The organism is Providencia sp. PROV269 (genome assembly GCF_028477785.1).
Classification (GTDB): Bacteria; Pseudomonadota; Gammaproteobacteria; order Enterobacterales; family Enterobacteriaceae; genus Providencia; species Providencia rettgeri.
This window is the reverse complement of record NZ_JAMPLV010000002.1, coordinates 176,642-202,169: the sequence shown is the minus strand read 5'-3', so window position 1 is coordinate 202,169 and position 25,528 is coordinate 176,642. Positions and strand designations below refer to the sequence as shown.

22 protein-coding genes and 1 riboswitch are annotated in these 25,528 nt (G+C 40.2%); of the genes, 8 read left to right on the top strand and 14 right to left on the bottom strand.

What is annotated here, in order from left to right:
* Nucleotide 1 precedes the first annotated feature (1 nt).
* The 4 genes from PR683_RS02220 to dalD form a co-directional block, all read right to left on the bottom strand.
* Nucleotides 2–1,225, bottom strand: coding sequence for a hypothetical protein (locus PR683_RS02220; RefSeq protein ID WP_109911234.1), 1,224 nt, complete (start codon nucleotides 1,223–1,225; stop codon nucleotides 2–4).
* Between the two features lie 640 nt (nucleotides 1,226–1,865).
* Nucleotides 1,866–3,155, bottom strand: coding sequence for an MFS transporter (locus PR683_RS02215; protein WP_004910288.1), 1,290 nt, complete (start codon nucleotides 3,153–3,155; stop codon nucleotides 1,866–1,868).
* Between the two features lie 90 nt (nucleotides 3,156–3,245).
* Nucleotides 3,246–4,715, bottom strand: coding sequence for a xylulokinase (gene xylB / locus PR683_RS02210; protein ID WP_115167400.1), 1,470 nt, complete (start codon nucleotides 4,713–4,715; stop codon nucleotides 3,246–3,248).
* An 11-nt stretch (nucleotides 4,716–4,726) separates the two neighbouring features.
* Entirely contained in the window at nucleotides 4,727–6,115 is a 1,389-nt protein-coding gene (gene dalD, locus PR683_RS02205) for a D-arabinitol 4-dehydrogenase (RefSeq protein WP_272581649.1), read from the bottom strand.
* A gap of 177 nt (nucleotides 6,116–6,292) precedes the next feature.
* Between dalD and PR683_RS02200 the strand changes: the two genes are divergently transcribed.
* Nucleotides 6,293–7,243: a sugar-binding transcriptional regulator gene (locus PR683_RS02200; RefSeq protein WP_210845024.1), complete on the top strand. Its 951-nt coding sequence runs from the start codon at nucleotides 6,293–6,295 to the stop codon at nucleotides 7,241–7,243.
* A gap of 1 nt (nucleotide 7,244) precedes the next feature.
* Here the strand turns inward: PR683_RS02200 and crcB are convergent, their stop codons facing one another.
* From crcB to PR683_RS02170, 6 genes are all read right to left on the bottom strand, one after another.
* Nucleotides 7,245–7,625: a fluoride efflux transporter CrcB gene (crcB, locus tag PR683_RS02195; RefSeq protein ID WP_004910278.1), complete on the bottom strand. Its 381-nt coding sequence runs from the start codon at nucleotides 7,623–7,625 to the stop codon at nucleotides 7,245–7,247.
* A 133-nt stretch (nucleotides 7,626–7,758) separates the two neighbouring features.
* Nucleotides 7,759–7,829, bottom strand: a riboswitch (Fluoride riboswitch).
* Nucleotides 7,830–7,961: 132 nt separating this feature from the next.
* Entirely contained in the window at nucleotides 7,962–8,924 is a 963-nt protein-coding gene (locus PR683_RS02190; RefSeq protein ID WP_004910275.1) for a sugar-binding transcriptional regulator, read from the bottom strand.
* Nucleotides 8,925–9,083: 159 nt separating this feature from the next.
* Complete coding sequence (gene dhaL, locus PR683_RS02185; protein ID WP_109911230.1) at nucleotides 9,084–9,737, bottom strand: dihydroxyacetone kinase subunit DhaL; 654 nt, start codon at nucleotides 9,735–9,737, stop codon at nucleotides 9,084–9,086.
* 10 nt (nucleotides 9,738–9,747) lie between these two features.
* Nucleotides 9,748–10,749 carry a dihydroxyacetone kinase subunit DhaK gene (locus tag PR683_RS02180; RefSeq protein WP_004910269.1) on the bottom strand — a complete coding sequence of 334 codons (1,002 nt, stop codon included), beginning with the start codon at nucleotides 10,747–10,749 and terminating at the stop codon, nucleotides 9,748–9,750.
* A gap of 11 nt (nucleotides 10,750–10,760) precedes the next feature.
* The gene (locus PR683_RS02175; RefSeq protein WP_109911229.1) at nucleotides 10,761–12,032 is read right to left on the bottom strand and encodes an MFS transporter; all 1,272 of its coding nucleotides are present in this window, start codon (nucleotides 12,030–12,032) and stop codon (nucleotides 10,761–10,763) included.
* Nucleotides 12,033–12,161: 129 nt separating this feature from the next.
* Nucleotides 12,162–13,274: an MDR/zinc-dependent alcohol dehydrogenase-like family protein gene (locus PR683_RS02170; protein WP_272581648.1), complete on the bottom strand. Its 1,113-nt coding sequence runs from the start codon at nucleotides 13,272–13,274 to the stop codon at nucleotides 12,162–12,164.
* 323 nt (nucleotides 13,275–13,597) lie between these two features.
* Here PR683_RS02170 and rpiB point away from each other — a divergent pair, with 323 nt between their 5' ends.
* On the top strand, nucleotides 13,598–14,050 hold the full coding sequence (rpiB, locus tag PR683_RS02165) for a ribose 5-phosphate isomerase B (protein WP_109911228.1): 453 nt from the start codon (nucleotides 13,598–13,600) through the stop codon (nucleotides 14,048–14,050).
* Between the two features lie 36 nt (nucleotides 14,051–14,086).
* On the top strand, nucleotides 14,087–16,096 hold the full coding sequence (gene tkt / locus PR683_RS02160; RefSeq protein WP_164528923.1) for a transketolase: 2,010 nt from the start codon (nucleotides 14,087–14,089) through the stop codon (nucleotides 16,094–16,096).
* Nucleotides 16,097–16,261: 165 nt separating this feature from the next.
* Here the strand turns inward: tkt and PR683_RS02155 are convergent, their stop codons facing one another.
* Nucleotides 16,262–17,023 (bottom strand): SDR family oxidoreductase, encoded by a 762-nt coding sequence (locus PR683_RS02155; protein WP_004910258.1) that lies wholly within the window; start codon nucleotides 17,021–17,023, stop codon nucleotides 16,262–16,264.
* Nucleotides 17,024–17,490: 467 nt separating this feature from the next.
* Between PR683_RS02155 and fetA the strand changes: the two genes are divergently transcribed.
* Nucleotides 17,491–18,144, top strand: a complete 654-nt coding sequence (gene fetA, locus PR683_RS02150) for an iron efflux ABC transporter ATP-binding subunit FetA (protein ID WP_004910255.1) — start codon at nucleotides 17,491–17,493, stop codon at nucleotides 18,142–18,144.
* A 9-nt stretch (nucleotides 18,145–18,153) separates the two neighbouring features.
* Nucleotides 18,154–18,930 (top strand): iron efflux ABC transporter permease subunit FetB, encoded by a 777-nt coding sequence (gene fetB / locus PR683_RS02145; RefSeq protein ID WP_004910254.1) that lies wholly within the window; start codon nucleotides 18,154–18,156, stop codon nucleotides 18,928–18,930.
* A 51-nt stretch (nucleotides 18,931–18,981) separates the two neighbouring features.
* On the opposite strand, the gene PR683_RS02140 is transcribed toward fetB, so the two are convergent.
* On the bottom strand, nucleotides 18,982–20,016 hold the full coding sequence (locus PR683_RS02140; protein ID WP_272581647.1) for a LacI family DNA-binding transcriptional regulator: 1,035 nt from the start codon (nucleotides 20,014–20,016) through the stop codon (nucleotides 18,982–18,984).
* A gap of 234 nt (nucleotides 20,017–20,250) precedes the next feature.
* Here PR683_RS02140 and PR683_RS02135 point away from each other — a divergent pair, with 234 nt between their 5' ends.
* Nucleotides 20,251–20,979 (top strand): SDR family oxidoreductase, encoded by a 729-nt coding sequence (locus PR683_RS02135; RefSeq protein ID WP_004910250.1) that lies wholly within the window; start codon nucleotides 20,251–20,253, stop codon nucleotides 20,977–20,979.
* A 44-nt stretch (nucleotides 20,980–21,023) separates the two neighbouring features.
* On the top strand, nucleotides 21,024–22,652 hold the full coding sequence (locus PR683_RS02130) for an FGGY-family carbohydrate kinase (protein WP_123382041.1): 1,629 nt from the start codon (nucleotides 21,024–21,026) through the stop codon (nucleotides 22,650–22,652).
* Nucleotides 22,653–22,775: 123 nt separating this feature from the next.
* Here the strand turns inward: PR683_RS02130 and PR683_RS02125 are convergent, their stop codons facing one another.
* Nucleotides 22,776–23,165 (bottom strand): hypothetical protein, encoded by a 390-nt coding sequence (locus PR683_RS02125; RefSeq protein WP_004910246.1) that lies wholly within the window; start codon nucleotides 23,163–23,165, stop codon nucleotides 22,776–22,778.
* A 1,056-nt stretch (nucleotides 23,166–24,221) separates the two neighbouring features.
* Between PR683_RS02125 and PR683_RS02120 the strand changes: the two genes are divergently transcribed.
* A complete protein-coding gene (locus PR683_RS02120) occupies nucleotides 24,222–24,509 on the top strand; it encodes a hypothetical protein (RefSeq protein ID WP_004910245.1) in 288 nt (95 codons plus the stop codon).
* Between the two features lie 71 nt (nucleotides 24,510–24,580).
* Here PR683_RS02120 and PR683_RS02115 read toward each other — a convergent pair whose 3' ends face one another.
* Nucleotides 24,581–25,474 (bottom strand): endonuclease/exonuclease/phosphatase family protein, encoded by an 894-nt coding sequence (locus PR683_RS02115; RefSeq protein ID WP_109911225.1) that lies wholly within the window; start codon nucleotides 25,472–25,474, stop codon nucleotides 24,581–24,583.
* Nucleotides 25,475–25,528: the final 54 nt, after the last annotated feature.

Sequence of the window (25,528 nt, the reverse complement as noted above, 5' to 3'; positions counted from 1 at the left end):
TTTACCCTGCAATTGGAACAATATAAGCCACCATAATACCTGCTAATACGACAGAAACCATGGTCACAGAAATAAAGCCACCAACTAGCATTGGCCCTAACATATGGCCAGTTAATACTTGGCGTTCTTTTTCGTCTTTCGTTAACGCGTTGATCGCTTCATTAGTAATAATGTAGTCAGCTGGAAAGCCATATAACGCAGTTAGCGCAACAGCAAATGCCATTTCTTTGGTGACGCCTAATATTTTACCAACCACCCAAGATGCAAGGTACATCCCAATAACCGCTGCACTAATTAACACCACCATCGGATAAACTAGGCGTAATAACATATCGGGGGTTGCGTGGTTTAATGTATCAAAAATAAACAACATTAAGGCCATAATTGCGAACCCAAAGCCATTAGCTTTTTGTAACGGCTGTCTTTCTAAGAAACCCAATGAAGAAGCAATAACACCAAATAATAAGCACAATACAAATGGGCTAATACTGACATAAGGGGCAGCATAAGATGAGGCCAAATAAGCCAAATAGCCTACCGCAGCTAAGCGTAAGAACTTAAAATAGCTCGTGTTATAGTGATTAGGGATTTTTTTAAACATACGTGGCATTTCATCTTCAGGTACCACCGTTTTAACTTCGACCTCTTTTGCCCCGTCTACCGTTAAGGTTTCTTGCCATTGGCCATTGCGATATTTTTCTAAAACTCGGCGTCCTTCTTTTTTTAGCATCACCGCAGTTAATGGATAACCTGCAAACCCCTGCATGACGTAAATTAAAATTGCGAAAACCGAAAGATCAACAAGACCTGCCTCCGCAGCACCTTTTGACATAATTAACGAAGAAACAATACCACCAACCAACGGAGGAACTGCAACTAATACCGTATTTAAATCAAATAAGGTTATACCAACAATAAAGGTTAATAAAATGATGCCTAGAATCCCAGCTAAAGAGATAAGAATGGTTTTCCATTGGCGCAATAATTCTTTTAGCGATAATAAGGTCCCCATATTTGTAATTAACAAATACATCAAGGTAACCGCAACCACCTGAGGAATACCCGCAATACTCACAATATCTTTCGGGAAAATAGTCCAATAACCTAAAAGGAAGAGCACTGCACATACAAATACAGATGGGATCCACGCCTTAGTTCTAACGGCTATAGCATCCCCTATATATAATATCCCTACTATCAGAAACAGAGCTAACATCTGTGACATAACTTTTTCCCCGCAATTATCTTTTTTTATTAGATTATTTTTTAGTATTACAAACTATTAATTTTAATTAAGATTGGATTATAAATTTTATTTGGCGCAATAAAACACCAATATAGAGAGTATTTCGCTGCAAACACACGAATTTGCAACAAAATTCATCATAACACCGAAAATTCAGATGTATAGAGAGTAAAACCGGATTTAAACAGCTTGGAATAATGGGAAGCTATGAATTAAATAGTCAGATATAACATTGAAATGGGACAAGCACCTTAATATTCTCTAAATGCAGGTTTAGAAGTTAATATTTTATGTCATTTAAGTAATTATTTATAAACAAATCGACTATAGTTGTTTTTTTAATCTATGAAATTATATTCTATTGTCCAGCGCTGTATTTTCAATAATTATCGCAATAAGATGAAAAATCACCTTATAAATATGATTCAGATTTCTATTTATATAAAACATTCTACTTTATTTTATTTTTAAACCGTTTCTCTTTATATTACCCTTGAAAAGGACGATATCCCTTCATGTCCAATTTAGTTTGTCTCAATAATAGAGGTGAATTAAATAAAGAAAAAACCCCATAGATAATTCACTATCTACAGGGCTTGATGATATTAGGTAAAGTAAATTAATGACTGGTTTGTTGTTCAGTCGCCACCTTAGCTGGTTTTATTTTACGATTATTTTCAAAACCGGGTTGTGGCACTTTAATAAAGAATGTCAGTATCCCTGCAAAGATATACAAACCTGTATAGGCCCACACCACACCCACAATATCAAAGAAAGGCAATACTAAACTGGCAATTGCTGGTGCGGCAAAATTACTTAACCCCGCAGAAAGGTTATAAATCGAAACTGCAGCACCTTTATGATGTGGCTCAATACTTGGGAATACCGCAGTCATTGGAACAAAAGCAGCCACAAAGATACCCAATAAAATGGCAGGTATTAATGCGATGGCAAAATTATGACCAAAATAAACGGGTAAGTAGTAAAACATTAAGCTGGATATTGCCATTCCTAAACAACCAAACCATCTGACCTGGCGAACCCAACCAATATGTTCACCAACAATTCCCCAAAAAATATTCGTAAAAATAGTCACAAAGAAGAAAACGGCCCAAATCTGTAACCATTCAGAGATGGTGAACCCTAAGCGATCAACAAATAATAATGGCATGATAATCGCAAAACCAAACAATGAAATTGTGTTGATAATCCGGATCAGGCTCGCCATAAAGATATCTTTATTCGTGAATAAAATAGTCGCAGCTCGGGATAACTCGGCCATTTTATCTTTCATTGGTAAATTAACTTTAGAGCGATCAACTGGAATATGACGCAGGCTAAAATAAGCAATTGCGCCACCAATAGCGACCCAACCAATTGCCATCCATAATGTTCCCGTTTCCCCCATCATTGGGATTGAAAAGCTAGGTAAATAGCTACCAATGACACCAATTCCGACAGAATACATCGCCCAGAACCAACCGGTAGCGGCAGCAAGATGTGCTCGAGGAATGACTTGCACCAACATCATCATAAATGAATAAATAAACAATGGATAAGCTAATCCACGAATGCCGTAAAATAGTAGCATCAAGGTATAGCTTTTCATGCCCAGACCGAACGCCATAAACAATGCATGCATGACAATCCAGAGAATGAACCCGATCATCATGGCTTTTAGGGGGGTGATAATTTCAGCCACAACACCAGATGCCCACGCCGCAACAGCGGCCATTAAGCCATAGACAGTAAATACCATCGCTGATTGTGCCGGTGTAAACCCTAAATCAGTAATATGTTTTGATAGAAAAGCCATTTCAAAGCCATCACCACTCATAAAAATAGCGATAGCAATAAAACCCCAGAACAAATGCTTAGGTAGACCAAGCCAATACTGCTTCTGTTCCATTGCAGTTTCCTCATTTTAATTTTGTTATTTTAATCAATCGCGAAGAGATAGCTGTGGCGGTGATGTGTAGGGAAACACCGCCACACTCGCCTACTGTGGCAATAATTCCCTTGCTTGTTTTTGCTGTTGGTATAATAAACGGAAAACATCAAGCCGTTGATTTAACCAAGTTTGGTACTGTTTCTGCGGTAAATAGGTACTTAACACCTCTGGTTTTTGGCACACGGTTTCTGTATTACCGCCGTCCGCCAGCCATGCCAAACGAGCCGCACCTAAAGCTCCCGATGAACTCGCTGGGTGGGTCACAATTGGTATATCGATAACATCAGCAATCAGCTGCGCCCAAACAGGACTACGTGCTCCTCCCCCCGTTAAGCTACACCGACTAATTTGCGTTCCTGTTTGCGTTAAAACCTGCATGCCATCCGCCAGGGCGAAGGTCACACCTTCAATCACCGCATAACCAAGCTGAGCACGCGTTGTTTCATTTCTTAACGCAAAAAATGAGCCCATTGCGTAGGGGTCATTATGAGGCGTTCTTTCCCCTGAGAGGTAAGGCAAAAATACAGGCGCTAGCTTCTTCTGGTCATCGGTCAATTTCCCCACTTCCTCCATTAGCTGATTTTCAGTTGTAGAAAGAAGTTGGCAAAGCCACCGTAAACAGTTGGCGGCACTTAACATCACACTCATTTGGTGCCAGCGATTTGGTAATGCATGAGCAAAAGCATGGACACCCTGATGTGGTGCTGCTTGTAGTTGATTATTAACCACAAAAATAACACCAGATGTCCCCAAAGAAATCAGAGCATCGCCATCATTAATTGCGCCAACGCCCACTGCAGAGGCTGCATTGTCCCCCCCTCCACCAGCAATAATCACATCTGCACTTAAACCCCATTGCGAAGCTAAATCGGCCCGTAACACACCACTTTTTTCAGCTCCTTCAACTAAAGCCGGCATTTGTTCACGCGTTAGATTAGTTGCCGCTAATAATTCATCTGACCAATCACGCTTAGCCACATCCAGCCACAATGTGCCTGAAGCATCAGACATATCACTGATAAATTGACCGGTCATTTTCCAACGTAAATAATCTTTAGGAAGCAACACTTTGGCAACTTGTTTGAATATTTCAGGCTCATGACGTGCAACCCACAATAATTTAGGTGCTGTGAAACCTGGCATCACTAAATTAGCGCCAATCGTTAGAAACTCAGGGTGATTTTCCATGAGCCATTCACATTCCTTCGCACTGCGGGTGTCATTCCATAAAATACAGTCGCGAAGTACTTGGTGCTGGCTGTCTAATAATACCGCACCGTGCATTTGGCCCGATAAGCCAATCGCTTTTACTGCCGCCCATGCTTCTGGGGCTTTTTGGCGCAAGGTAGCGGCAACCGCATTGGTGGCTTCCCACCAACTATCTGGCGATTGCTCGGCCCACTGAGAATGTGGCCTTTGTACTGTTAATGCCATATGGCTTGAGGCAACAATTTCACCCTGAGCATTAATTAATACAGCCTTAAGTTCTGAAGTGCCTAAGTCAATTCCGAGGTACATCGCCTTTCTCCTTACAGAGGTTGTTGAGGTGACTTGAGCCAATTTTCAACTTTTTCAACGGTGTTGCTCATCAATTCGTGGAATTCGGTAGCATGAGCAAGTGAACCGAATAGCATTTCACTGGAGACAAATTGCGACAATGCATCACTACTATTCATCATTTTTTGATATAGCTCGACATCCAGCACACCATCCTGATACTCATAAGGTAATTCACCACGAGCCCAGCGCTGTAAAAACACGAAAAATAAAGCGGGTAGCACAGCCGTCGCAGCCGGAGTCTGCTGGCGCTGATAGCATTCTTGTAAAGTTGGCGTGATAAAACCCGGAATTTTTGATAAACCATCGGCAGCAACACGTTGATTAGTATCCTGAATATACGGGTTACTAAAGCGCGCGAGTACTACATCACGGTATTGTTCTAAATCAAGGGGGCTTGGTGACAATGACGGGATCACATCCTGCGTCACATAATTCCATGCCATTTGTTTGATAGCAGATTGGCGGGTGCTTTCATCAATAAAGCTCAAACCGATTAAGGTTCCTGCCCAAGCAATGCAACTGTGGCTTGCATTCAGAATACGAATTTTCGCTTCTTCCCACGGTAAAACGGACTCAACCATTTCTACATCGACATTTTCTAATGCAGGACGTCCATTAATAAAGTCATCTTCAATCACCCACTGAATGAATGCTTCTCCCATGATAGGTGCTTTATCATCCCAACCCGTTTGCTGTTTAACACGCTCAGCAACATCTGGTGTTGGGCGAGGCGTGATCCTATCAACCATAGTGTTCGGCGAACGCGTATTTTCTTTCACCCATTGGTATAGCTCAGTTTCACCTTTTAATTGTAGAAACGATAAAAAGCCGTGTCTAAACCGTTCGCCATTGTGGCGCAAATTATCACAGTTTAACAAAGTGACAGGTTCACCATGAGCCGCTAAACGTGCGCGTAAAATTTGTGTTAATGAACCGTATATTGTGCTCATTCTGCCCGTTAAATCGGCTTTAATGTCTGGCTGTTCTGCATCTAATTCATGCTGTGGGGTTAAATAATAGCCCGCCTCCGTGACCGTGAAAGCAATAACACGTGTTGCTTTATCACAGCCTTGTTCCACTAATTGGCTTAAATTCTCATCCCAATGTAATACTTTGCGCACTGAAGTAATTTTTTCATAATGACGCTCACCTTCAGGTGAGACTGTTTCAAGGGTATATTCCCCATTTTGCTTGGCTAAGTTATCAAGCAATGCATTCGCATCATTGCGAATATTCCCTAAGGCAATTGACCAACTATCATCCCCTTGTTGAATCAAACGGTGCAAATACCACGCTTGGTGAGCACGATGAAATGACCCAGCACCGATGTGCATCCACACTGATTTCTGCTTTAGCATTGTGACTCCTTAACCTAAAATTAAATAATTGCTATTTTTTTGGGCATATGCCCGTTTGTTATATTTTAGTTTCAATCTGATCACAATTACTGCGATAATGCTCACAGTATTGACTTTTGCCCTTTTAATAAACAATTGCCCAGAATTACAATAAGCGAAACCAGCAGGAGAATGTCCATGCAGAAAGAATTAAAAAAAATGGAACAAGCTGCACGTGCGGCATGGCTATATTTTGTGGCAGGCAAAACACAACAGGAAATTGCACATGAACTTGGGCTATCGAGACAAGTCGCCCAACGCCTTATTTCTCTAGCAAAAGAACAAGGTATGGTTCAGGTGCAAATCACGCACCCGATTACTGAATGTTTAAAACTCGCTAATGAAATCCAGCAAAAGTATCACCTAACACATTGCTTTGTTGTCCCGTCAGGGCAACTTGATACAGAAGCGACGCTAGATATGATTTCAGTGGCCGGTGCTGAGCTCATGGAACAATTAATCGACCCCGATAAGCCTCAAATTATTGGTATTGGTTCAGGTAGAACATTACGCAGTATTATTGATGCCCTTCCTTATCTAGAAACCTCCCAGCACCAATGTGTTTCATTAATAGGCGCTATTGCCCGTGATAGCTCAGCAACACGCTATGATATTCCATTACGTTTTGCAGAAAAATTACAATGCCGACACTATATTCTACCTGCGCCACTGTACGCCGATAGCCCAGAAGATAAAGCAATGTGGTGCCAACATCGCGTGTATAAGGAAGTCACGGAAAAAGCCCTGAATGCAGATATTACCTTTATTGGTATTGGTGAAGTCGGCAAAGGCTGTCCACTCAATTCCGAAGGTTTTGTCACAGATGAACAATTGGAAATGCTATTAGAAAAAGGGGTAGCCGCGGAGTTATTGGGGCATTTTATCCAAGCTAATGGCGAGCGACTTTCTACAACTTTGGATGACACTCACACCAGTGTACCACTGTTCCCCTCCCCGAATAAGCCTGTGATCGCATTTGCGGGTGGCGCGCACAAAACAAAAGCAATTCAAGCTGTTATGAATGGCAGTTGGGTAACAGGCTTAGTGACCGATGAAGCCACTGCACATCAATTATTAGCAAATAAATAAATTATCCCTGTGTCAGCCAGTTATGGCACAGCATACCGAGTAAGGTAAAAATCAACGCCCCAATTACGTGGATGGCGATGGTACTAATGGCGAAGCCCAATTTACCTTCTTGGATTAGCACCAGCACTTCGAGTGAAAAGGTCGAAAAGGTGGTAAATGCACCACAGAAACCCGTCACAATGAATAATTTATAGGCAGGACTAATATTTGCATTGGCAAAATACGAAATGGCAAAGCCAATGACAAAGCCACCAAGCAAATTGACCGCGACAGTGCCTAGTGGAATGTTTGGGTAAAGGTGATTGAGTCTTAAGCTAACAAACCATCTTAGCCATCCGCCAAGCACTGAACCAATCGCTATTGCAAATAATGAGGCATACATAGAAACTTCCTTTAATGTTTGGCGGGATAAATGAAAGGAAAGTCTCCCAGTTATACTCGAAGTATGACGAGTATAGATCATTTATGCCCTAAATTAGGGCACATAATACCTACGTACCCTATCTAATCAATAGGTTAACGTAGGCATCATTAGCCCTCTACGGGCGGTTTTGTAAAATGGAGGAATGCCATCTCCCATATATATTTTAAAATAATAAGGTAACTCATTAGGTTATGTAAACCCATTTTATAATAGATGGCATGAATGATTCTAATTACAGCTAGGTAACAAACAAATGAACCTAGTCAACAACGCGACAGCTTGAAGTATGACGAGCTATTGGGACATCTTCAAAATCGTCCGCACATTACTCGCACTCGTTGCGATAATATCAATCGCTCCCGTACGCAGTGCCCCCATAATGGCCATAGCCTTAGAGGATTCGGAAGCAATCGCTATTACACAAGGGATTTTCTTGAGTTCGTCTATGCTTAGGCCAATCACTCTGTCATTCATCACTGTATCAACATGCTGCCCTTGCGCATTAAAAAAATCATAACCGGCAATATCGCCAATTACCCCTTGATTTAAACTCGCATCAACAATTTCACGCGGTGTAAACCAACCTAGTTTGACCATATAGCTGTCTTCATTCATATCGCCAATACCAATTAGGGCTATATCCGCTTTACGGGCGCGATCGAGCGTTTCCTTAATGGTGCCGTTTTTCATAAATGATTGTTTTAATTCATTATTTTCAACATAGGCAGGCGCGTATAAAGTTTCACTGGTTCCACCAAATTTCTTCGCTAAGCGGCGGCTGATATGGTCCGCATTGATGGAATCTCCCGGCCGGTGGGTTCCGCCAATTCCGCAAATAAAACGGCAATCTTTTTCAGGAACTGCCCCACCGCTATCAGCCACTACCGCAACATTGCGGCCTTGGCCGACCGTGACTATCATGTTGTCTCGTAATGTTGTTGATAAATAATTAGCGACTAATGTGCCAACTTGGTAGCGTTGTTCTTCTTCATCGGGATGGTCGAGGGCAATCAACGCACGGGAAATCGGGAAGCGAGAAAGTAGCTGTTGCTCTAGCTGAGTGCTAAAAATAGGGTGATAGCGAACATTGATCTCAACAATCCCTTCTTCTTTTGCTCGCTTAAGTAAGCGCCCTACCTTAATTCGCGATATACCAAACTTATTGGCGATCTCTTCCTGAGTAATTTCATCACGATAATAAGCTATCGCAATTTCAGTCAGTAGCTCGATTTCGGAAGATGTTTGTGATCTATCCATAAGATAGTGGTTTCCTCTTTATTGGTGTTAATCGCAACAAGGATGATAAGGTTTTAGTATAGCGTTTCTAGTGGCAATTAATAAGTGAGTTATAAAAGAGAGTGGATATATAGCAATAGTTTTTGTCTATATATCCACGAAAAGAGTTATATAAAACAATTATGCATTGGTTAATGCGCTCTGTTTTTCAACACTTTGCGCTAATTGACATAATAATAAACAACAAGAAGTCGCGCCTGCATCTAACACGCCCCTTGAACGCTCACCAAGGCGGCTTGCACGGCCAATTTTAGCCACTAAATCTACCGTGGAATCACGGCCTGCAACGGCGGCGGCCTGCATCGCATCAAGCGCTTGTTTAAAGTTTTTTCCTGCTTTTGTTGCCTCTTCAAAAGCATTAACTGCGGGGATCAATGTATCCATTAAGCACTTGTCCCCCACTGTCGCGCTACTGATATCTTGCAGTTCAGATAACCCATTTTTTAACATAGCGAGGAAATCTTGTTGTGATAACGCATTTTTCCCTGAAATGCTGTCTGACATCCCCATAAAGAAGCTGCCATAAAGTGGCCCCATTGAACCACCAATGCCTTCCATCAACGCATCAGAAATTTCTTCAAACCCTTCACTGAGTGATAATTCACGGTCTGCAATTGCTTTAGCACATAAGTTGAAGCCTTTCGCCATATTGATGCCATGGTCTCCATCCCCTATTGCACCATCAATTTCGCTTAGATATTCACGGTTAGAAACAATAATGTTCACTAAATCAAGGGTAATTTCCTTACCGTTGCCCGTTGAAATAACTTGCATAGTTGTCTCCTTATTTGACCTGTGTTAAACCCAATGAATACGCAGGAACATCCATCAACGTTTTCAATTCATCATCCACTTTCATTAATGTCAGTGTTACCCCCATCATTTCTAATGAGGTAAAGTAGTTACCAACATAGTTACGAACAATACGCACACCTTTCTCACTGAGTTGTTTTTCAACCTCTGCATAGTAGATGTACAGCTCCATCACGGGAGTGGCACCTAACCCTGAAACTAATACGACAACTTCATCACCTTGCTTTGCCTGCATATCATCTAAAATTGGCGTTAACATGGTTTTTGCCATTTGCGCTGCGGATTGAATTGGCATAATTTCAATGCCTGGTTCACCATGATGACCAATACCGAGCTCCATCATCCCATCTTCAATATGAAAATTGGGATGACCCACCGCAGGTATGGTACAAGACGTTAGCCCAACACCAATAGAGTGGCAGTTATTAATCGCTTTTTGTGCCGCATTAATCACACCGTCTAAATCATAGCCTTTACTTGCTGCGGCAGAACCCACTTTCCACATAAGAATTTCACCCGCAACGCCGCGACGCTTTTCTTTTTCACTGGCAGGTGCTGAAGCGACGTCATCGGTAGCGACCACGGTTTTGACTTGCATACCCGCTTTTTCGGCTTTTTTCATCGCCATCTTAACGTTCATGTTATCGCCCGCGTAATTACCATATAAGCAAGCAACGCCTGCCCCACTGTCTGCGGCTTTGAACGCATCTAAAAATGCCCCAGCCGTTGGCGAGGAGAAAATTTCGCCAATCGCCACCGCATCTAGCATATTTTCACCTACGTAGCCTAAAAACGCAGGTTCATGACCTGAACCACCACCAGTGACAATGCCCACTTTCCCTTGTATTGGTGCTTTTGGGTATTTTAGAACCCGCGCGTTATCTGTTTGTGCAAAATATTCAGGGTGCGCTTTCAAATAGCCTTGAATTGCATCTTCAACAACAAGATCAGGTTCATTAATGATTCTGTTCATAATTCCCTCTTTTACTTATTTTCTGGTGTTAGCTGCATCTTTGCCGACTGTTCAAGTAATTCTTCCGGCACAGTAATAAATTTCATCAATATCGCACTAAATAAATAGAGCCCCGAGAAAATCCAAATCACGCCAAACGCACCTACGCTACTAATAAAGAGCCCAACAAGTGCAGGCCCGACAAACGTACTTAAACCGGCGCCTAAATTAAGGACTGACATGGCAGCACCTTTATTTTCAGGCGCTAAACTCGGCATGATGGCTGAAAGTGGTACGTATCCTGCGAGGCACGCACCAAATAAGCCAGCGGCTATCATCATCAGGGTATAACTGTGCCCAAAATAATAAGGCACGTAGTAAAACATTAAGGTACAAAGCATACAGCCGACACAACCAAACCAAATTACAATATTGCGCCAACCGATGCGGTCACTGACAACACCAAAGATCAGATTAAAAGCAATGTTCACTGTCCAAAGTGCTGCGTAGATATGTAACCACTCTGTGCGGGAAAAACCAAAGTCAGCAAGAAACATTGGCATAAAGATCACAAAACCATATGCTGCCGAGGTATTAATGGTACGAACAATGCCACCTAAACCAATTTTTGGGTTCTCAAACGCAATAGTGATCCCTTTGAATACATAGCTGAGCGATACTTTTTCTTTCGGTGCCTCTGGTGTATCTCCCGCTTTGTTGCGGTTAAGTGCAATAGCAATAAATGCCCCGATAGTGACAAAAATCAGTCCACTCCATAACGTTGCCATTTCACCTAACACTGGCAGCGCATAACTCGAATACATCACCCCTAAAACACCCAGCCCGCCGCTATAAACGAACCAGAAGATCCCGACAGCAGAGCCCAATTTTTTAATTGGTGCCTCATAGGCTACCCAAACTAAGAAGCCGTAGGCAAACATGGGATAACCAAAACCACGCAGTGCATAGGTCGGGATCATGATAGACAGGCTGTTACTCGGTAAGCCAACAGATAAGAAAATAACCGAGCCAATCACAAACATCACAAAACCAAAAATCATCACACGACGAGCGGTATAAATTTCAGCTAATACGCCGGATAACCACGCGGCCACAGCAGCAAAAAAACCATACACACTAAATAGTAATGAAGATTCTTCAATACTCATTCCACGGCTAATTATAAAAGGTGACAGCCAGCCTTGTTCTAGGCCTTCCCCCATCATAAAGATCAGGACGCCAAAATAGCCAAGTAGTAACTTTGGTGAAAACCCCGTTACTTTAGACAGTTTATTGATTATCATATTGTTGACCTCAGTGCTTATTCGCTGGGTTAGGACCTGAATAACAAGCCTTGGTAGGGTGACATTTATTCAGGTCCAATTTTTATCGTTATATTTTTAATTTCGTCTTTTTTTCAACCCACGACAGCTCTACAGGTTCGGGTCGAGAACCACTTTAATGTGCGGGTCGCCTTTCGCCATCATTGAAAAACCTTCCGCAAACTTATCTAAAGGTAAAATATCCGTCACCACGCCTTTGGTTGGGAAATCACCATTGCCAATACCTTCAATCACTAGTGGATAACAATATGGGCCAAGGTGAGAACCTAATAAATCCAGTTCTTTACGGTCACTGATAATGCTCCAGTCCACTGTCACTGGGTCTTTAAATACAGAAAACTCGACAAAAGTCCCCAATTTACGGATCATCTTCAGGCCTTGCTCAACCGATTTAGGCGCCCCCGTTGCTTCAATGTAAATGTCACAGCCATAACCTTCAGTCATCTCTTTGACAATTTTGTCGACATCATCACGTTTCGGGTTTAATACGATATCAGCACCAAATTCTTTCGCTAATTCAAGGCGTTTATCAAATAAATCCAGAACGACTAACTTACCAGCACCGGATTTTTTAATTGCCCCAATCATGCCTAGGCCTAATGTTCCTGCGCCAGAAAGCACAACGACATCTCCCAATTTGACATTGGCACGCTGCACGGCATGTAAAGAACAGGCGTAAGGTTCAATCAAAATAGCGTCTTCAATTGGCATCTCGACAGGCACATGGTAGTTGATGGCTTCTTTGGTGAATTTCATATATTGCGCCATACCGCCATTTACATTGTTTTGGAAGCCATACAAGTCATGTTTTTCACACATCCAGTATTCGCCGCGTTTACAGAAACGGCATTCCCAACAAGGTACGATTTGTTCAGAAATAACACGATCACCTAATGCAAAACCTTCCACTTTTGCCCCAAAGCCTACGACATGGCCAATAAATTCGTGCCCAGGGATCATTGGCGCCTTGATATAAGCGGGCTGTTCTGCATCTCCCCAAAAACTAGGGGCACCCTCAAAAGCTTTCACATCACCCGCACAGATGCCACAAGCCTCTACGCGAACCAAAATTTCTTCTTCACTAATTTTAGGGACATCGACAGTTTCTAAACGGTAGTCTTTTGGTGCATAAGCAACCACGGCTTTCATTTTTTCTGGAATGCCTGCGCTCATCGTTGCTTTTGAATCACAGTGTTCACACATAGTTCTATCCTCGGCGGTTTGTAAAATGAACATAAGTTCAATGAAGATACAAATTAACCATACCTTCTTTTCTTCATCCTTGCCCATAGTGAGAGTGTCAAAGTGTGATTCAGTGCAAAAATTCTCATAAAATCGCCTTAAAACGACTGTTTTTTACCTTTTTTGCAAAAAAAATTAAATTTAAAGCTGTAGATCACAGAATTCATCATCATAAAAATAAAAACATATGTTCAACTATTGATTATTTGTTCATAAGATCCTATTTTCTAAATAGTACATTTGATTGGTTTATGAACTTTTGTTCAACAATAAGGATCTCTATCATGCTATCTATTGCTATTGGCGCGGATGACGCTGCATTTGAAATGAAAGATTTGATTAAAGCTCACTTAGCAGAACTAAACATTGAAGTGACTGATTACTGTTTAAACACTGGGGTTGCAGACGAAATGTACCCTGATGTTGCCCATGCGGTTGCCACTGCGATCGTACAAGGCAAGCACCAGCGCGGTATTTTAATTTGTGGTACCGGAATTGGTATGTCCATTGTTGCCAATAAAGTCACGGGAATTCGTGCAGCACTGTGCCATGACACATACTCCGCTGAACGAGCTCAAAAAAGTAATGACGCACAAATTATTACCTTTGGTGCACGAGTAATTGGCCCTGAATTAGCAAAAAGCATTATTGATACATGGCTGGCTTCCCATTATGAAGGAGGACGTTCGGCACCAAAAGTGGCTCGAATCAGTGAGTATGAAAATGGGGAACGTTAGTTTTACTTTAGGCGCTTTTACTTTGGGAGCTTTGTAATGTCCACTCAACCACAAAATAAATTAGCCAATGCCATTCGATTTCTTTCAATAGATGCCGTACAACAAGCTAATTCAGGCCACCCCGGAGCCCCAATGGGAATGGCTGATATTGCTGAAGTTCTTTGGCGAGATTATTTACAGCACAACCCCGCGGACCCGCATTGGCCTAACCGTGACCGCTTTGTATTATCAAACGGCCATGCCTCAATGCTGCTCTATAGCTTGCTTCATTTAACAGGCTATGAGTTATCCATTGATGATTTAAAACAATTCCGACAACTCCATTCCAAAACACCGGGTCACCCCGAATTAGGCTATACCCCCGGTGTTGAAACCACAACAGGCCCGCTGGGGCAAGGCATCGCCAATGCGGTTGGTATGGCAATCGCAGAAAAAACCCTAGCAGCTACATTTAATCGCTCTGGTTTCCCCGTTGTCGACCACTATACCTACACATTTTTAGGTGATGGCTGTTTAATGGAAGGGATTTCCCATGAAGTGTGCTCATTAGCGGGAACGTTAAAACTCAATAAGCTCATTGCATTTTATGATGACAACCGCATTTCTATTGATGGTAACACGCAAGGTTGGTTTACTGATAATACAGCAAAGCGTTTTGAAGCCTATGGTTGGCATGTTATTCGCCAAGTCGATGGCCATTCTAGACCCGCAATCAAAGCGGCCATTGAACAAGCTCACCAACAAACTACGAAACCAACACTCATTATGTGTAGAACCACAATTGGTTACGGTTCTCCTAATAAAGCAGGTACAGCGGATTCTCATGGCGCGCCACTCGGACAAGATGAAATAGCTCTGACTCGCCAACAACTGGGTTGGGAGTACCCTCCTTTTGTGATCCCTGATGACATATATGAACCTTGGAATGCCCTAGAACGTGGTGCTGAGCAACAATTACGTTGGGAACAAGCATTACGAGAATACACAAAACAATACCCAGAACTCGCTGAGCAGCTAACTCAACGATTATCTAATCAACTCCCTGAAAAATTTACAGATATCATTGATAATTTTATTCAAAAATTAAATGATAACCCTGCAACGATAGCTACACGTAAAGCATCACAAAATACCTTAAATATTATTGGCCCTATTTTACCTGAGTTAATCGGGGGTTCCGCAGACTTAGCCCCAAGCAACCTTACCTATTGGTCTGGTTCACTGCCGATTAATAAACAACCTGCTGGCAACTATATTCATTATGGTGTCAGAGAATTCGGTATGACCGCCATCGCAAATGGGATTGCATTACACGGCGGTTTCCGCCCTTACACGGCAACCTTTTTGATGTTCTCGGAATATGCACAAAATGCCGTGAGAATGGCCTCATTAATGAAATTACCGCAAGTGCTTATTTATACCCATGATTCAATTGGCTTAGGTGAAGATGGCCCAACACATCAACCTGTTGAGCAACTTGTGTCACTACGTGCAACACCTAATTTGTCAGTATGGCGCCCTTGTTGCCAAGTAGAAACCGCCGTGGCTTGGAAGCAGGCTATCATTCATCAACAGAACCCAACAGCACTTGTGTTATCCCGTCAAAACCTAATACAGTATTCGCGCACTCCCGAACAGCTCACCAATATCGCTCGAGGCGGATATATTTTACGCAGTAATAGTGAAGCCCCTGAATTACTATTAATTGCGACAGGCTCTGAAGTCACGTTAGCGGTTGAAGCATGGAAACAACTGACAGAACAAGGTTTTAATGTGAATGTCATTTCGATGCCATCAACAGATACCTTCGACCAACAACCCTTAGAATACCAGCAGCGTGTTTTACCCAATCACATTCGCCATCGCATTGCGATAGAAGCCAGTATTAGTGATTACTGGCGTAAATACGTAGGAATTGATGGGTTAGTTATGGGTATGAATAGCTTTGGTGAGTCTGCTCCTGCGGACCAATTATTTAAACATTTCGGTTTCACCGTAGAAAAACTTATTACTATGTCGCTTTCATTATTAAAACCTAATGATTAATTGATATAGCAATAATTAATATCTGTTATCCTACTTTGTAATTCCCTATTACAAGCCAAATAATACCTATGTTATTTGGCTTATTTTTTATTTAAATAAAATCATGCAAAATAAAAAAGCGAATATCTAATTATACTCGCTTTTTTTATTATTGATTTAATATCATTATTGGATACTGTAGCCACCATCAATCACTAAATTATGACCTGTAATCATATCAGATGCATCGCTGGCCAAAAATAGCGCACATGCCGCAATTTCAGAAGGTTCGGCAAAGCGCCTTGCAGGGATTTTTCCTTTCATTTCATCTCCTTTTTCACCTTCCCACGCTTTTTTACCTAATTCTGTCATGACAATGGTTGGTGAAATGGCGTTAGTTTGTATGCCTTTCGGGCTCCACTCCAGTGCTAATACTTGGGTTAAACCAATAATTGCCGCTTTACTCGCACAATAGGCCGCATGCTGGTCTAAGGCAATCACCCCCGCTTGAGATGCCATATTAATAATTTTTCCTTTTCCATTATTAATCATAACATTACCCGCAGCTTGGCAAACCAAAAAAGTCCCTTTTAAGTTCACGTTCATGGTTAAGTCCCAATCGGATTCACTTAAATTTTCAGCGGGAGCCAGTGCTACAATTCCAGCACTATTGACGACAATATCTAGCCGACCATAATGCTCAATGACATGTTCTACCATCTGAGAAACCGCCGTAGAATTTGTGATATCACATTGAATACCAATTGAATTGCCTAATTTCTCTGCAGTCGTTATTACGTTATCTGACTTATCGATTAGGGCAACTTTAGCCCCTTTTTCAACATACAGTTGAGCAATCGCCAACCCAATACCTGCTGCTCCCCCGGTAATTAAAGCGACCTTACCATCAAGTGAAAAGTTGGTGTTATAGCCACTAAATTTTTTCATTTTAATTCCTTAACATCATGATGTGATATTGAATATATAGATGAAATAAATATAGTGCTGTCTTAGACAGACAGCAAAATATTAAACGAAGATTAAATTACTTGGTATTATTAATATAATATTATTGCCGATTAAGTTCTATATTATTCATGTAAAAAAAAGAGATATCTCTCAAATTAAATACCTCACTAAATTCCGAATGGGCATATGTTCAAAATAATAATCTAAATGAATATTTGTACTTTATCTTTAACTGTAAAAATCTTCTAAAAACCCCTCTATGTTGTAACTGCTCCGTAAAAATACATTTTTTCATTCCCCTATAAATTTTCGGTTAATTGGCGCATAATATTAGTTATATCTAAATTGATATTAAACAATATCAGCACTGGGTTATTGAGTAAGATATTGAAATGAATATCATTCACACTAAATACTGCACATTTAATTTATAGGTTATTGATAATATGGAAGAAAGTAACTTACTACTACAACTTAATAACATTGGGTATAGCATTGAGGAAAAAACAATTCTTGATAATGTGCAGATTAACTTACAGGCAGGTGACTTCAAACTGATTACAGGACCTTCTGGCTGCGGTAAAAGTACTTTATTAAAAATAATCGCCTCGTTAATTTCACCAACTCAAGGAACTATTCAGTTTCAAGGGAAAGATATCAATACCATCTCACCAGAAACTTATCGGCAGCAAGTTTCATACTGCACTCAAACGCCCACCTTATTTGGACAAACCGTGTATGACAACCTCGTTTTTCCCTATCAAATTCGAAAATTGCCGCTTAATAAAGAGAAAGTCATCAGTGATTTGCATCAATTTTCTCTGCATGAATCTATTTTAGATAAAGGGATCAACGAACTCTCCGGTGGAGAAAAACAGCGTATTTCTCTTATTAGAAACTTACAATTTCTTCCACAAGTCTTACTGTTAGATGAAATCACCAGTGCCCTAGATGAAGAAAACAAAATTATAGTGAATGAATTTATCCATCATTTAACGAGTGACAAAAAAATAGGCGTGTTATGGGTAACCCATGATCAAGATGAAATCGCTCATACCAATGAAGTTATTACCCTTCCTGTTCATCACAACGAATCATAGGATATCACTGTGCATCAACCAACTATTTCCAATGAATCATTAACCTTTTCTATCCTGTTAGTCCTTGTGGCTATTTTTATTAGTCATAAAGAAAAACTGTCCCTTGAAAAAGATATTATCTGGAGTACTTGCCGAGCGATTATTCAACTATTGATCGCTGGCTACATTCTAAAATATATTTTTAATGTTGATCACGAATTGCTCACGATTGCCTTGGTGATGTTTATTTGCGTCAATGCCGCCTGGAACGCTAAGAAAAGAAGCAAATATATTGATAAAATTTATGTTACCGCATTAATTGCCATTACCTCTGGTACATTTCTTACATTGTTAATCTTAATATTAACTAACGCCATCGCATTTACACCCATGCAGGTAATTCCTATCACTGGAATGATTGCAGGTAATGCCATGATTGCAGTAGGATTATGCTTTAATAACCTCGGCCAACGGTTTTCAAGCCAACAACAACAAATTCAAGAAATGTTAAGTTTAGGGGCAACCCCAAAAATTGCTTCTGCTGCTATTATTCGCGACAGTATCCGAGCATCATTAATCCCAACGGTGGATTCAGCCAAAACAGTAGGAATTGTCAGCTTACCGGGTATGATGTCTGGCCTGATTTTTGCTGGAGTTGACCCGTTACAAGCAGTTAAATACCAGATTATGGTGACTTTTATGCTGTTAGGTACCGCAAGCCTTTCAACCATACTGGCTGGGTATATGACTTATACAAAATTCTATAACCAACGCCATCAATTATTGGTTACCACACTGAATAAATAATAACCTTCCGCCGCTTATTTATCATCAACGATAAGCGGCACTTACTTAACATCACTCTTTAACCACGCCCACAGGTAATACTTCAATTAACTGTGCTTTGCTATTTTCATTATCTATCAACTTAAAAATATGATTTAGCATCGTTGGCACATCCTGTTTAACCATTTCGATGTCATTACCTAATAGTGCAACAAAAGGGTCCCAGTCAAAACAGCCTAAATGAGGTTGACGCGAACCGATATAGCCTTTTTTACCTAACCAATCAATAACCCCTTCTAATGAAATAGTTGAATTAATAAATAAACCACATTTCACTATTTTCTGTGGATCTTCATTATTCTGTTCAAAAAATCGTGAAAGTGCTTTTTCCGCTTTTTCGGGAGCATAACCGCAGGCCAAGATATTTTCTTGTGGAACTGTGATACCTTTTTCATTATGTGCATCAATAAACCCACGAATACGTTCTCGTGTATTGTGGTCATGTTCACGACCACCAATAAAAATTAAAGCTTCATGTGTTGATGTCTGAGATTTATTTTTGCTTAAAATACGTTGTGTTAAATTTTTTGCACCAAGATAGTTGTCTGAAATAACAGAAGGCGCCAACAAGCCTGGTAAGTCTAAATTCAAGGTTGAGACACCGGAAGCTTGGCAAATTTCAGTGATTTTATCCGGATTGGTTGCCCCTGTTGAAACCAACCAATCAACCTGATAAGAAATCATTGCACGTGCGGCTTCTATTTCTAATTCAGGGTCACGCCGCGTGCAGGTAATGATAGGAAATACCCCTCTTTCACGCGCCATTTCCTCAAAATGTTCGACAATAGAACCAAAATAGCGGTTGTCATACTTCGGAACTAACATACCGATTATTTTGGATTTATTACTGCGCAATAAGCTGGCTTGCTTATTGACTGCATAATTTTGTTCTTCGGCGATGCGGATCACTTTTTCAGCAAGTTGTGCGCTAATTCGCCTTTTTTGCCAATTACCATTGAGTATTGCACTCACTGCACTCGCTGAAACCCCTGCTAATTCAGCAAGGTCATAGATCGTTGTTTTCTTATTCTGTCTGATCTTTGTCACAGATTCTCATCTCCATTTTTTACTAGCTTGACACCAAAGTCGAAAAGTCGCAATACTGCTACATCGATTGAGCAATATTGAAATTGATGATGCATGAGTTGATATACTGCAAAATAAATACTATCAACCCATCGCATGTAGCCACCTATCCATCCCCGTGACTCATTGCTGTTTCATTAATTTCAGGCGCTTTTCATTCTTACATTTCGCTAAAATATCCGATTGGAGTAAATTATGGCCATTTCTATTGAAAACAAAGTCGCAGCAATTACCGGAGCTGCCTCAGGTATTGGGCTTGAATGTGCACGCACACTGATCAAAGCAGGTGCAAAAGTCGTTCTAATTGACCGCGCAGAAGAGCGATTAAACCAACTTGTTGAAGAATTAGGTGAAAATGCAATTCCATTAGTTATCGATTTAATGAAACCGGAACAAGTTGATGGAATGTTAGATGCCATTTTACAAAAAGCAGGCGGTTTAGACATTTTCCATGCTAACGCTGGTGCCTATATTGGCGGCCCCGTTGCTGAAGGTGACCCTGATGTATGGGATAAAGTTTTAAATTTAAATATTAATGCAGCTTTCCGTTGTGTTCGCGCGGTATTACCTCATTTTATTGCTCAAAAATCAGGCGATGTGTTATTCACCAGTTCAATTGCAGGTGTTGTTCCTGTGATTTGGGAACCGATTTACACCGCATCAAAATTTGCTGTTCAAGCCTTCGTCCATTCAACACGCCGTCAAGTCTCTGAGCATGGTGTGCGTGTTGGTGCGGTATTACCCGGCCCTGTGGTTACTGCCTTACTTGATGATTGGCCAAAAGAAAAAATGGAAGAAGCCTTAGCAAATGGTAGCTTAATGCAACCAATTGAAGTGGCTGAAGCGGTATTATTTATGTTAACTCGCCCACGTAATGTCACTATTCGTGACCTTGTTATTGTGCCTAACAGTGTTGATCTCTAACTTGTCATCTCGCAATTCATTGCAGTTAGCACCTTGGAGGGAAAATGAATAATTCACATGCACCATTAAAAGATAACGATAAAGTCGTTATTGGTATCGATGTTGGCACAGGCAGTGCACGCGCAGGTGTCTTTGATATGTCTGGCAATATGTTAGCGTCTGCCAAACATGATATTACACTATTTCGTGACAACGCCAATTTCGCGGAGCAATCAAGTAACGAAATTTGGGAAGCGGTTTGTTATTGTGTCAAACACGCAATGGCATCATCAAAAGCAAAACCACAACAAGTGACTGGTATTGGTTTTGATGCAACCTGTTCACTAGTTGTCATCGGAACAGATACACAACCAATTACAGTTAGCCCATCGAATGACCCTGAGCGCAATATTATTGTGTGGATGGATCACCGCGCGACAGAGCAAGCTGAACGTATTAATCAATTAAAACATCCGGTTTTAAACTATGTTGGCGGTAAAATTTCGCCTGAAATGGAAACGCCTAAGATTTTATGGCTAAAAGAAAATTTACGTCAATCCTATGATAATGCATGGCAATTTTTTGATTTAGCCGATTTTTTAACTTGGAAATCGACTAATTCTTTGGCTCGTTCAACCTGTACGGTAACCTGTAAGTGGACATATCTAGCCCATGAAAAGCGCTGGGATGCAGATTACTTTCAACAAATTGGGTTATCTGAACTCGCAGATGAAAATTTCGCGCGTATTGGGCAGCTTATTGTCGAGCCAGGAACGCCTTGTGGTGAAGGCTTGACGGAAACCGCAGCTCAGCAAATGGGCTTACTAGCAGGAACTCCTGTCGCCGCAGGTATGATAGATGCTCATGCTGGCGGTATTGGTACCGTTGGTGTTAATGGCGATGCAACCGCTAATATGGCCTACGTATTTGGTACATCTTCATGCACGATGACGACCACCAAAGAACCCGTATTTATACCCGGTGTATGGGGGCCTTATTTCAGTGCAATGGTGCCAGGTATGTGGCTAAATGAAGGTGGCCAAAGTGCGGCAGGTGCTGCAATTGACCAGTTACTTTCCTTGCACCCCGCTTCAGCACAAGCAAAACTCACTGCAAAAGAACAAGGTAAACCCTTGCCTGTTATGTTAGCGGATTTAGTATTAGAAAAAGCATCGTCACCATCGCAGTCTGTTGAGCTAGCTGAAAAAATACATGTTGTCCCTGAGTTTTTAGGAAATCGAGCACCTTTTGCTGACCCTCATGCCAGAGCCGTCATTGCTGGCTTAACCATGGATAACAGCATGGAAAATTTACTTTCTTTCTATGTTGCTGGTGTGTGTGGCATTGGCTATGGGTTACGACAAATCATTGAAGCACAAGCAAAATCCGGTGCAGTTATTGAAAATATTGTCGTCAGTGGAGGTGCTGGCCAACACCCGTTGATCCGCCAATTACTTGCGGATGCGTGCGGTGTCCCTGTGATTTCAACACAAGCCAGTGAGCCTGTTTTACTCGGTTCAGCTATCCTCGGTGCAGTTGCAGGAAAAGTCTGTGACGATGTTGCACAAGCCATGGACCAATTTAGTGCAATTGACCTCACCTACCAAGCCAATGAAGCTTATAAAGCACGCCACGATACAAGATTTACCTCTTTCTTGCATTTACAGCAATGTGCTAGAGAATTAAAAGGCTAATCACGCTAATATGACGTTGAGTCATATTTATACTAAAGAAAGCCGGCTTACGGCTTTCTTTATTTAGGATTCGTATTACCTATTGCGTTTAATTTAATAAAAGGCATACGCTATCACTCAGTTTTAAAAACAATATCTTGCCCATAACGAATCAACCATTTCTTTTGGCATTAAATCGTAATCTCCCTCAACCATAGGAATTGACAAGGATACCTTCCCTTGTTTATCACTATAGGCTTTCACAATGAATTTTTTATACCCTTCTAATCTTGCATTCTTAACCCGAAACACTTCACCACAAACGTAGCCTAAATCACCCTTATCCGCAGTTTGGCGAATAAAATTATATTTCACATTTTTAAATGAAGCGGATTCAGGGAAAGATAAATAGTCTTCAACACTACTTTTTGCCATTTTCACAAGATCAGGTGTAGGGGAATAGTTCAATGTCACCCCTAAAATAAAAGAGCCCCCAGTTAACAATAAAATTGTGAGCAACTTTATAATATTCATATTCTTAAGCTCTCATTTATTCAATAACAAGCCAATTGACCTGGATGACCTAATCACCCCGCCCAAAAATACACTTAAGTAGTTATCATTAGCCAATTGTAAGTAAATAATAATTATTTTAATAATATCCAGCCTTATCTATATAAGAATACCTTATTAGATAGCTTGTTTTTTCTAATTACTATCTCCGATAACCATCACAAACAGCGCAAATAAACACAATTAAATTTATAAAGTCTGTTCGTATTTATACTTTATTTTACACATCACATGAGTAAGTATACCAGTATTAAACTAAGAATATAAATAGTACTTGAAACATTAACTGTTTCAATTTGTATTTTTTTAACTAGAGAAGTTTCATTTACCAAAACACAGAAACAATAATAAGCCTTAATTGTTCATTATAGCTTAACAAAAATAAACCCAAATATGTAATAAAACAATTCAATTTAATAATAGCCATGTCTAAATGTTAATTAACTCACTTTGTGAGTATTTAAACTCAATATAAGCGTAAATTAAAATTAAATTATAATATATTCGTTATTTTCAAATAAGCCATCCTTGCTAGATCTCACCATTAAAAAACAAAAAATATTTAAAATTCAACTTGATATAAAAAATACATTAATTCATGCCATTTGCCATCTTAATTTTTAACCTATTGTTCATTAATCTCTTTTTTCAAACTAAATTAGCCGAGTTATCGCTTCCACCTTAAGCGCAATAACGCACAACAAATTGATTAATAAGATAAAAACAAACAAAGAGTTAATTAATGAAATGTTAATGTTATGATACCAAACAGTTAACATCAATAGTCAACCTCAAAATACATAAGAATATTTAACAATATCCATATAGTAATTTACAATTAAACTTCTCTATATATCTTCTTTTATCCAATTTTTGATATATACCACCAACCTAAATTACAGAATATTCCTAGTAAAAATTGCTTCTTTTAGCCAATACATAAAATTATCCGGCCAAATTTGACAAAATATTTTTTTTATCTCATGTAGCATTGTTTTCCAAAGAAAAGGGTAAACCATGACAAATATTCAATTACTATTACTTGCAACTAATAACATCAAAAACAACACAGAGCTAAGCCACTCTCAGGAGTCTTATGTATACCAATTTTACTATGCTAACGTCGCAGGCCATTTCGATAGCATTCAAGATTTTCTTACCGTATTTAAGCAGCAGACAGATGCAACATTAGATGCATCGCAACAATTAGCCGAACAGAGTCAGCAAATATACTCAACAGTTGAGTCTTATTTGGAAGTAGCCGAAAAACGGTATATTGAAAGGAAAAAATTGCTAGCCAATTAAGTTAGCATTTACAGTTGAAAAGGCCTACAAACTAAATGAGGCCTTTTATCGATAATTTTTCTGTTAAACTTCTATTGCTCTTGTAGCTCTAATTCAGCAATTATAGGTAGGTGGTCGCTAACACTTGACCATTGAAACTCTTTGCTATCTGTTGGGATTTCCATATTTTTCACATCCCAAACTTGGCCTTTAAATGTAAAAATATGGTCAATATCTATCGCTGGGTTTACCGCTGGCCAGCTACGGTAATCAATACCTTTAAATTCAACTGGGTTCCACATATAACGAATTTCTTGGATAGGCTGTTCATTCGCTGTTGAATTAAAATCCCCTGCTAATATTTTTATTGATGCCGCAATATTATCAAATCCCGTATCCGTATCCCCAATACTTGCATCTAAAATATGGCGAACCTGTCCAATGCGAATGGTTGGATCTTTCTGCCAATCAAGGTGCGTTCCCATCACTATAATTGGCGCATCAAAACCTGGTTTTGATATCTGGGATATTAATACAACACGTTGTTCAGCATCACCCGAAGGTAAATTAATTACTTTAGATTTATCGATTTTATATTTTGATAAAATTCCTACACCATATTCTCCACCATCAAAATCCAATGCCTTACCAAAAGCAAAATCCATCTTATTGGCTTTAGCTATTTCTTCTAACTGGTGAACTTTTTTACTGCGGGCTGTTTTATTATCAATTTCTGTTAAAACAATCACATCAGCATCTATTTTCGCAATCGCCTTATTCAATCCATCGAGATTACTGACATCTGATGCCAACTCATTTTTACCAATGTTATAGGTTGCAACTTTAATTGTCGGTTTGTTTGAAGTGTAAGCTTTATTCGGCGTTCCTCCATCCTGTACTTTTAAAACTTCAGAACCCGTCATCGATGCCATCGCACCGCAAGAAACTAAAATTGTAGTGGAAATAACTGTTTTTAGTAATTTCATTGTTTTTCCCCTGTGAATATCTAATATGACAAAATAGTGCAAGTGTTGAATAAA

Coding starts and splice junctions, on each gene's coding strand:
- PR683_RS02130 (WP_123382041.1), top strand. CDS start 21,024: ATGAATAATTCACATGCACCATTAAAAGATAACGATAAAGTCGTTATT.
- PR683_RS02125 (WP_004910246.1), bottom strand. CDS start 23,165: ATGAATATTATAAAGTTGCTCACAATTTTATTGTTAACTGGGGGCTCT.
- PR683_RS02115 (WP_109911225.1), bottom strand. CDS start 25,474: ATGAAATTACTAAAAACAGTTATTTCCACTACAATTTTAGTTTCTTGC.
- PR683_RS02200 (WP_210845024.1), top strand. CDS start 6,293: ATGCAGAAAGAATTAAAAAAAATGGAACAAGCTGCACGTGCGGCATGG.
- PR683_RS02155 (WP_004910258.1), bottom strand. CDS start 17,023: ATGAAAAAATTTAGTGGCTATAACACCAACTTTTCACTTGATGGTAAG.
- dalD (WP_272581649.1), bottom strand. CDS start 6,115: ATGCTAAAGCAGAAATCAGTGTGGATGCACATCGGTGCTGGGTCATTT.
- PR683_RS02175 (WP_109911229.1), bottom strand. CDS start 12,032: ATGATAATCAATAAACTGTCTAAAGTAACGGGGTTTTCACCAAAGTTA.
- crcB (WP_004910278.1), bottom strand. CDS start 7,625: ATGTATGCCTCATTATTTGCAATAGCGATTGGTTCAGTGCTTGGCGGA.
- PR683_RS02220 (WP_109911234.1), bottom strand. CDS start 1,225: ATGTCACAGATGTTAGCTCTGTTTCTGATAGTAGGGATATTATATATA.
- PR683_RS02190 (WP_004910275.1), bottom strand. CDS start 8,924: ATGGATAGATCACAAACATCTTCCGAAATCGAGCTACTGACTGAAATT.
- tkt (WP_164528923.1), top strand. CDS start 14,087: ATGTCCACTCAACCACAAAATAAATTAGCCAATGCCATTCGATTTCTT.
- fetA (WP_004910255.1), top strand. CDS start 17,491: ATGGAAGAAAGTAACTTACTACTACAACTTAATAACATTGGGTATAGC.
- rpiB (WP_109911228.1), top strand. CDS start 13,598: ATGCTATCTATTGCTATTGGCGCGGATGACGCTGCATTTGAAATGAAA.
- PR683_RS02120 (WP_004910245.1), top strand. CDS start 24,222: ATGACAAATATTCAATTACTATTACTTGCAACTAATAACATCAAAAAC.
- dhaL (WP_109911230.1), bottom strand. CDS start 9,737: ATGCAAGTTATTTCAACGGGCAACGGTAAGGAAATTACCCTTGATTTA.
- PR683_RS02215 (WP_004910288.1), bottom strand. CDS start 3,155: ATGGAACAGAAGCAGTATTGGCTTGGTCTACCTAAGCATTTGTTCTGG.
- PR683_RS02135 (WP_004910250.1), top strand. CDS start 20,251: ATGGCCATTTCTATTGAAAACAAAGTCGCAGCAATTACCGGAGCTGCC.
- PR683_RS02180 (WP_004910269.1), bottom strand. CDS start 10,749: ATGAACAGAATCATTAATGAACCTGATCTTGTTGTTGAAGATGCAATT.
- PR683_RS02170 (WP_272581648.1), bottom strand. CDS start 13,274: ATGTGTGAACACTGTGATTCAAAAGCAACGATGAGCGCAGGCATTCCA.
- xylB (WP_115167400.1), bottom strand. CDS start 4,715: ATGTACCTCGGAATTGACTTAGGCACTTCAGAACTTAAGGCTGTATTA.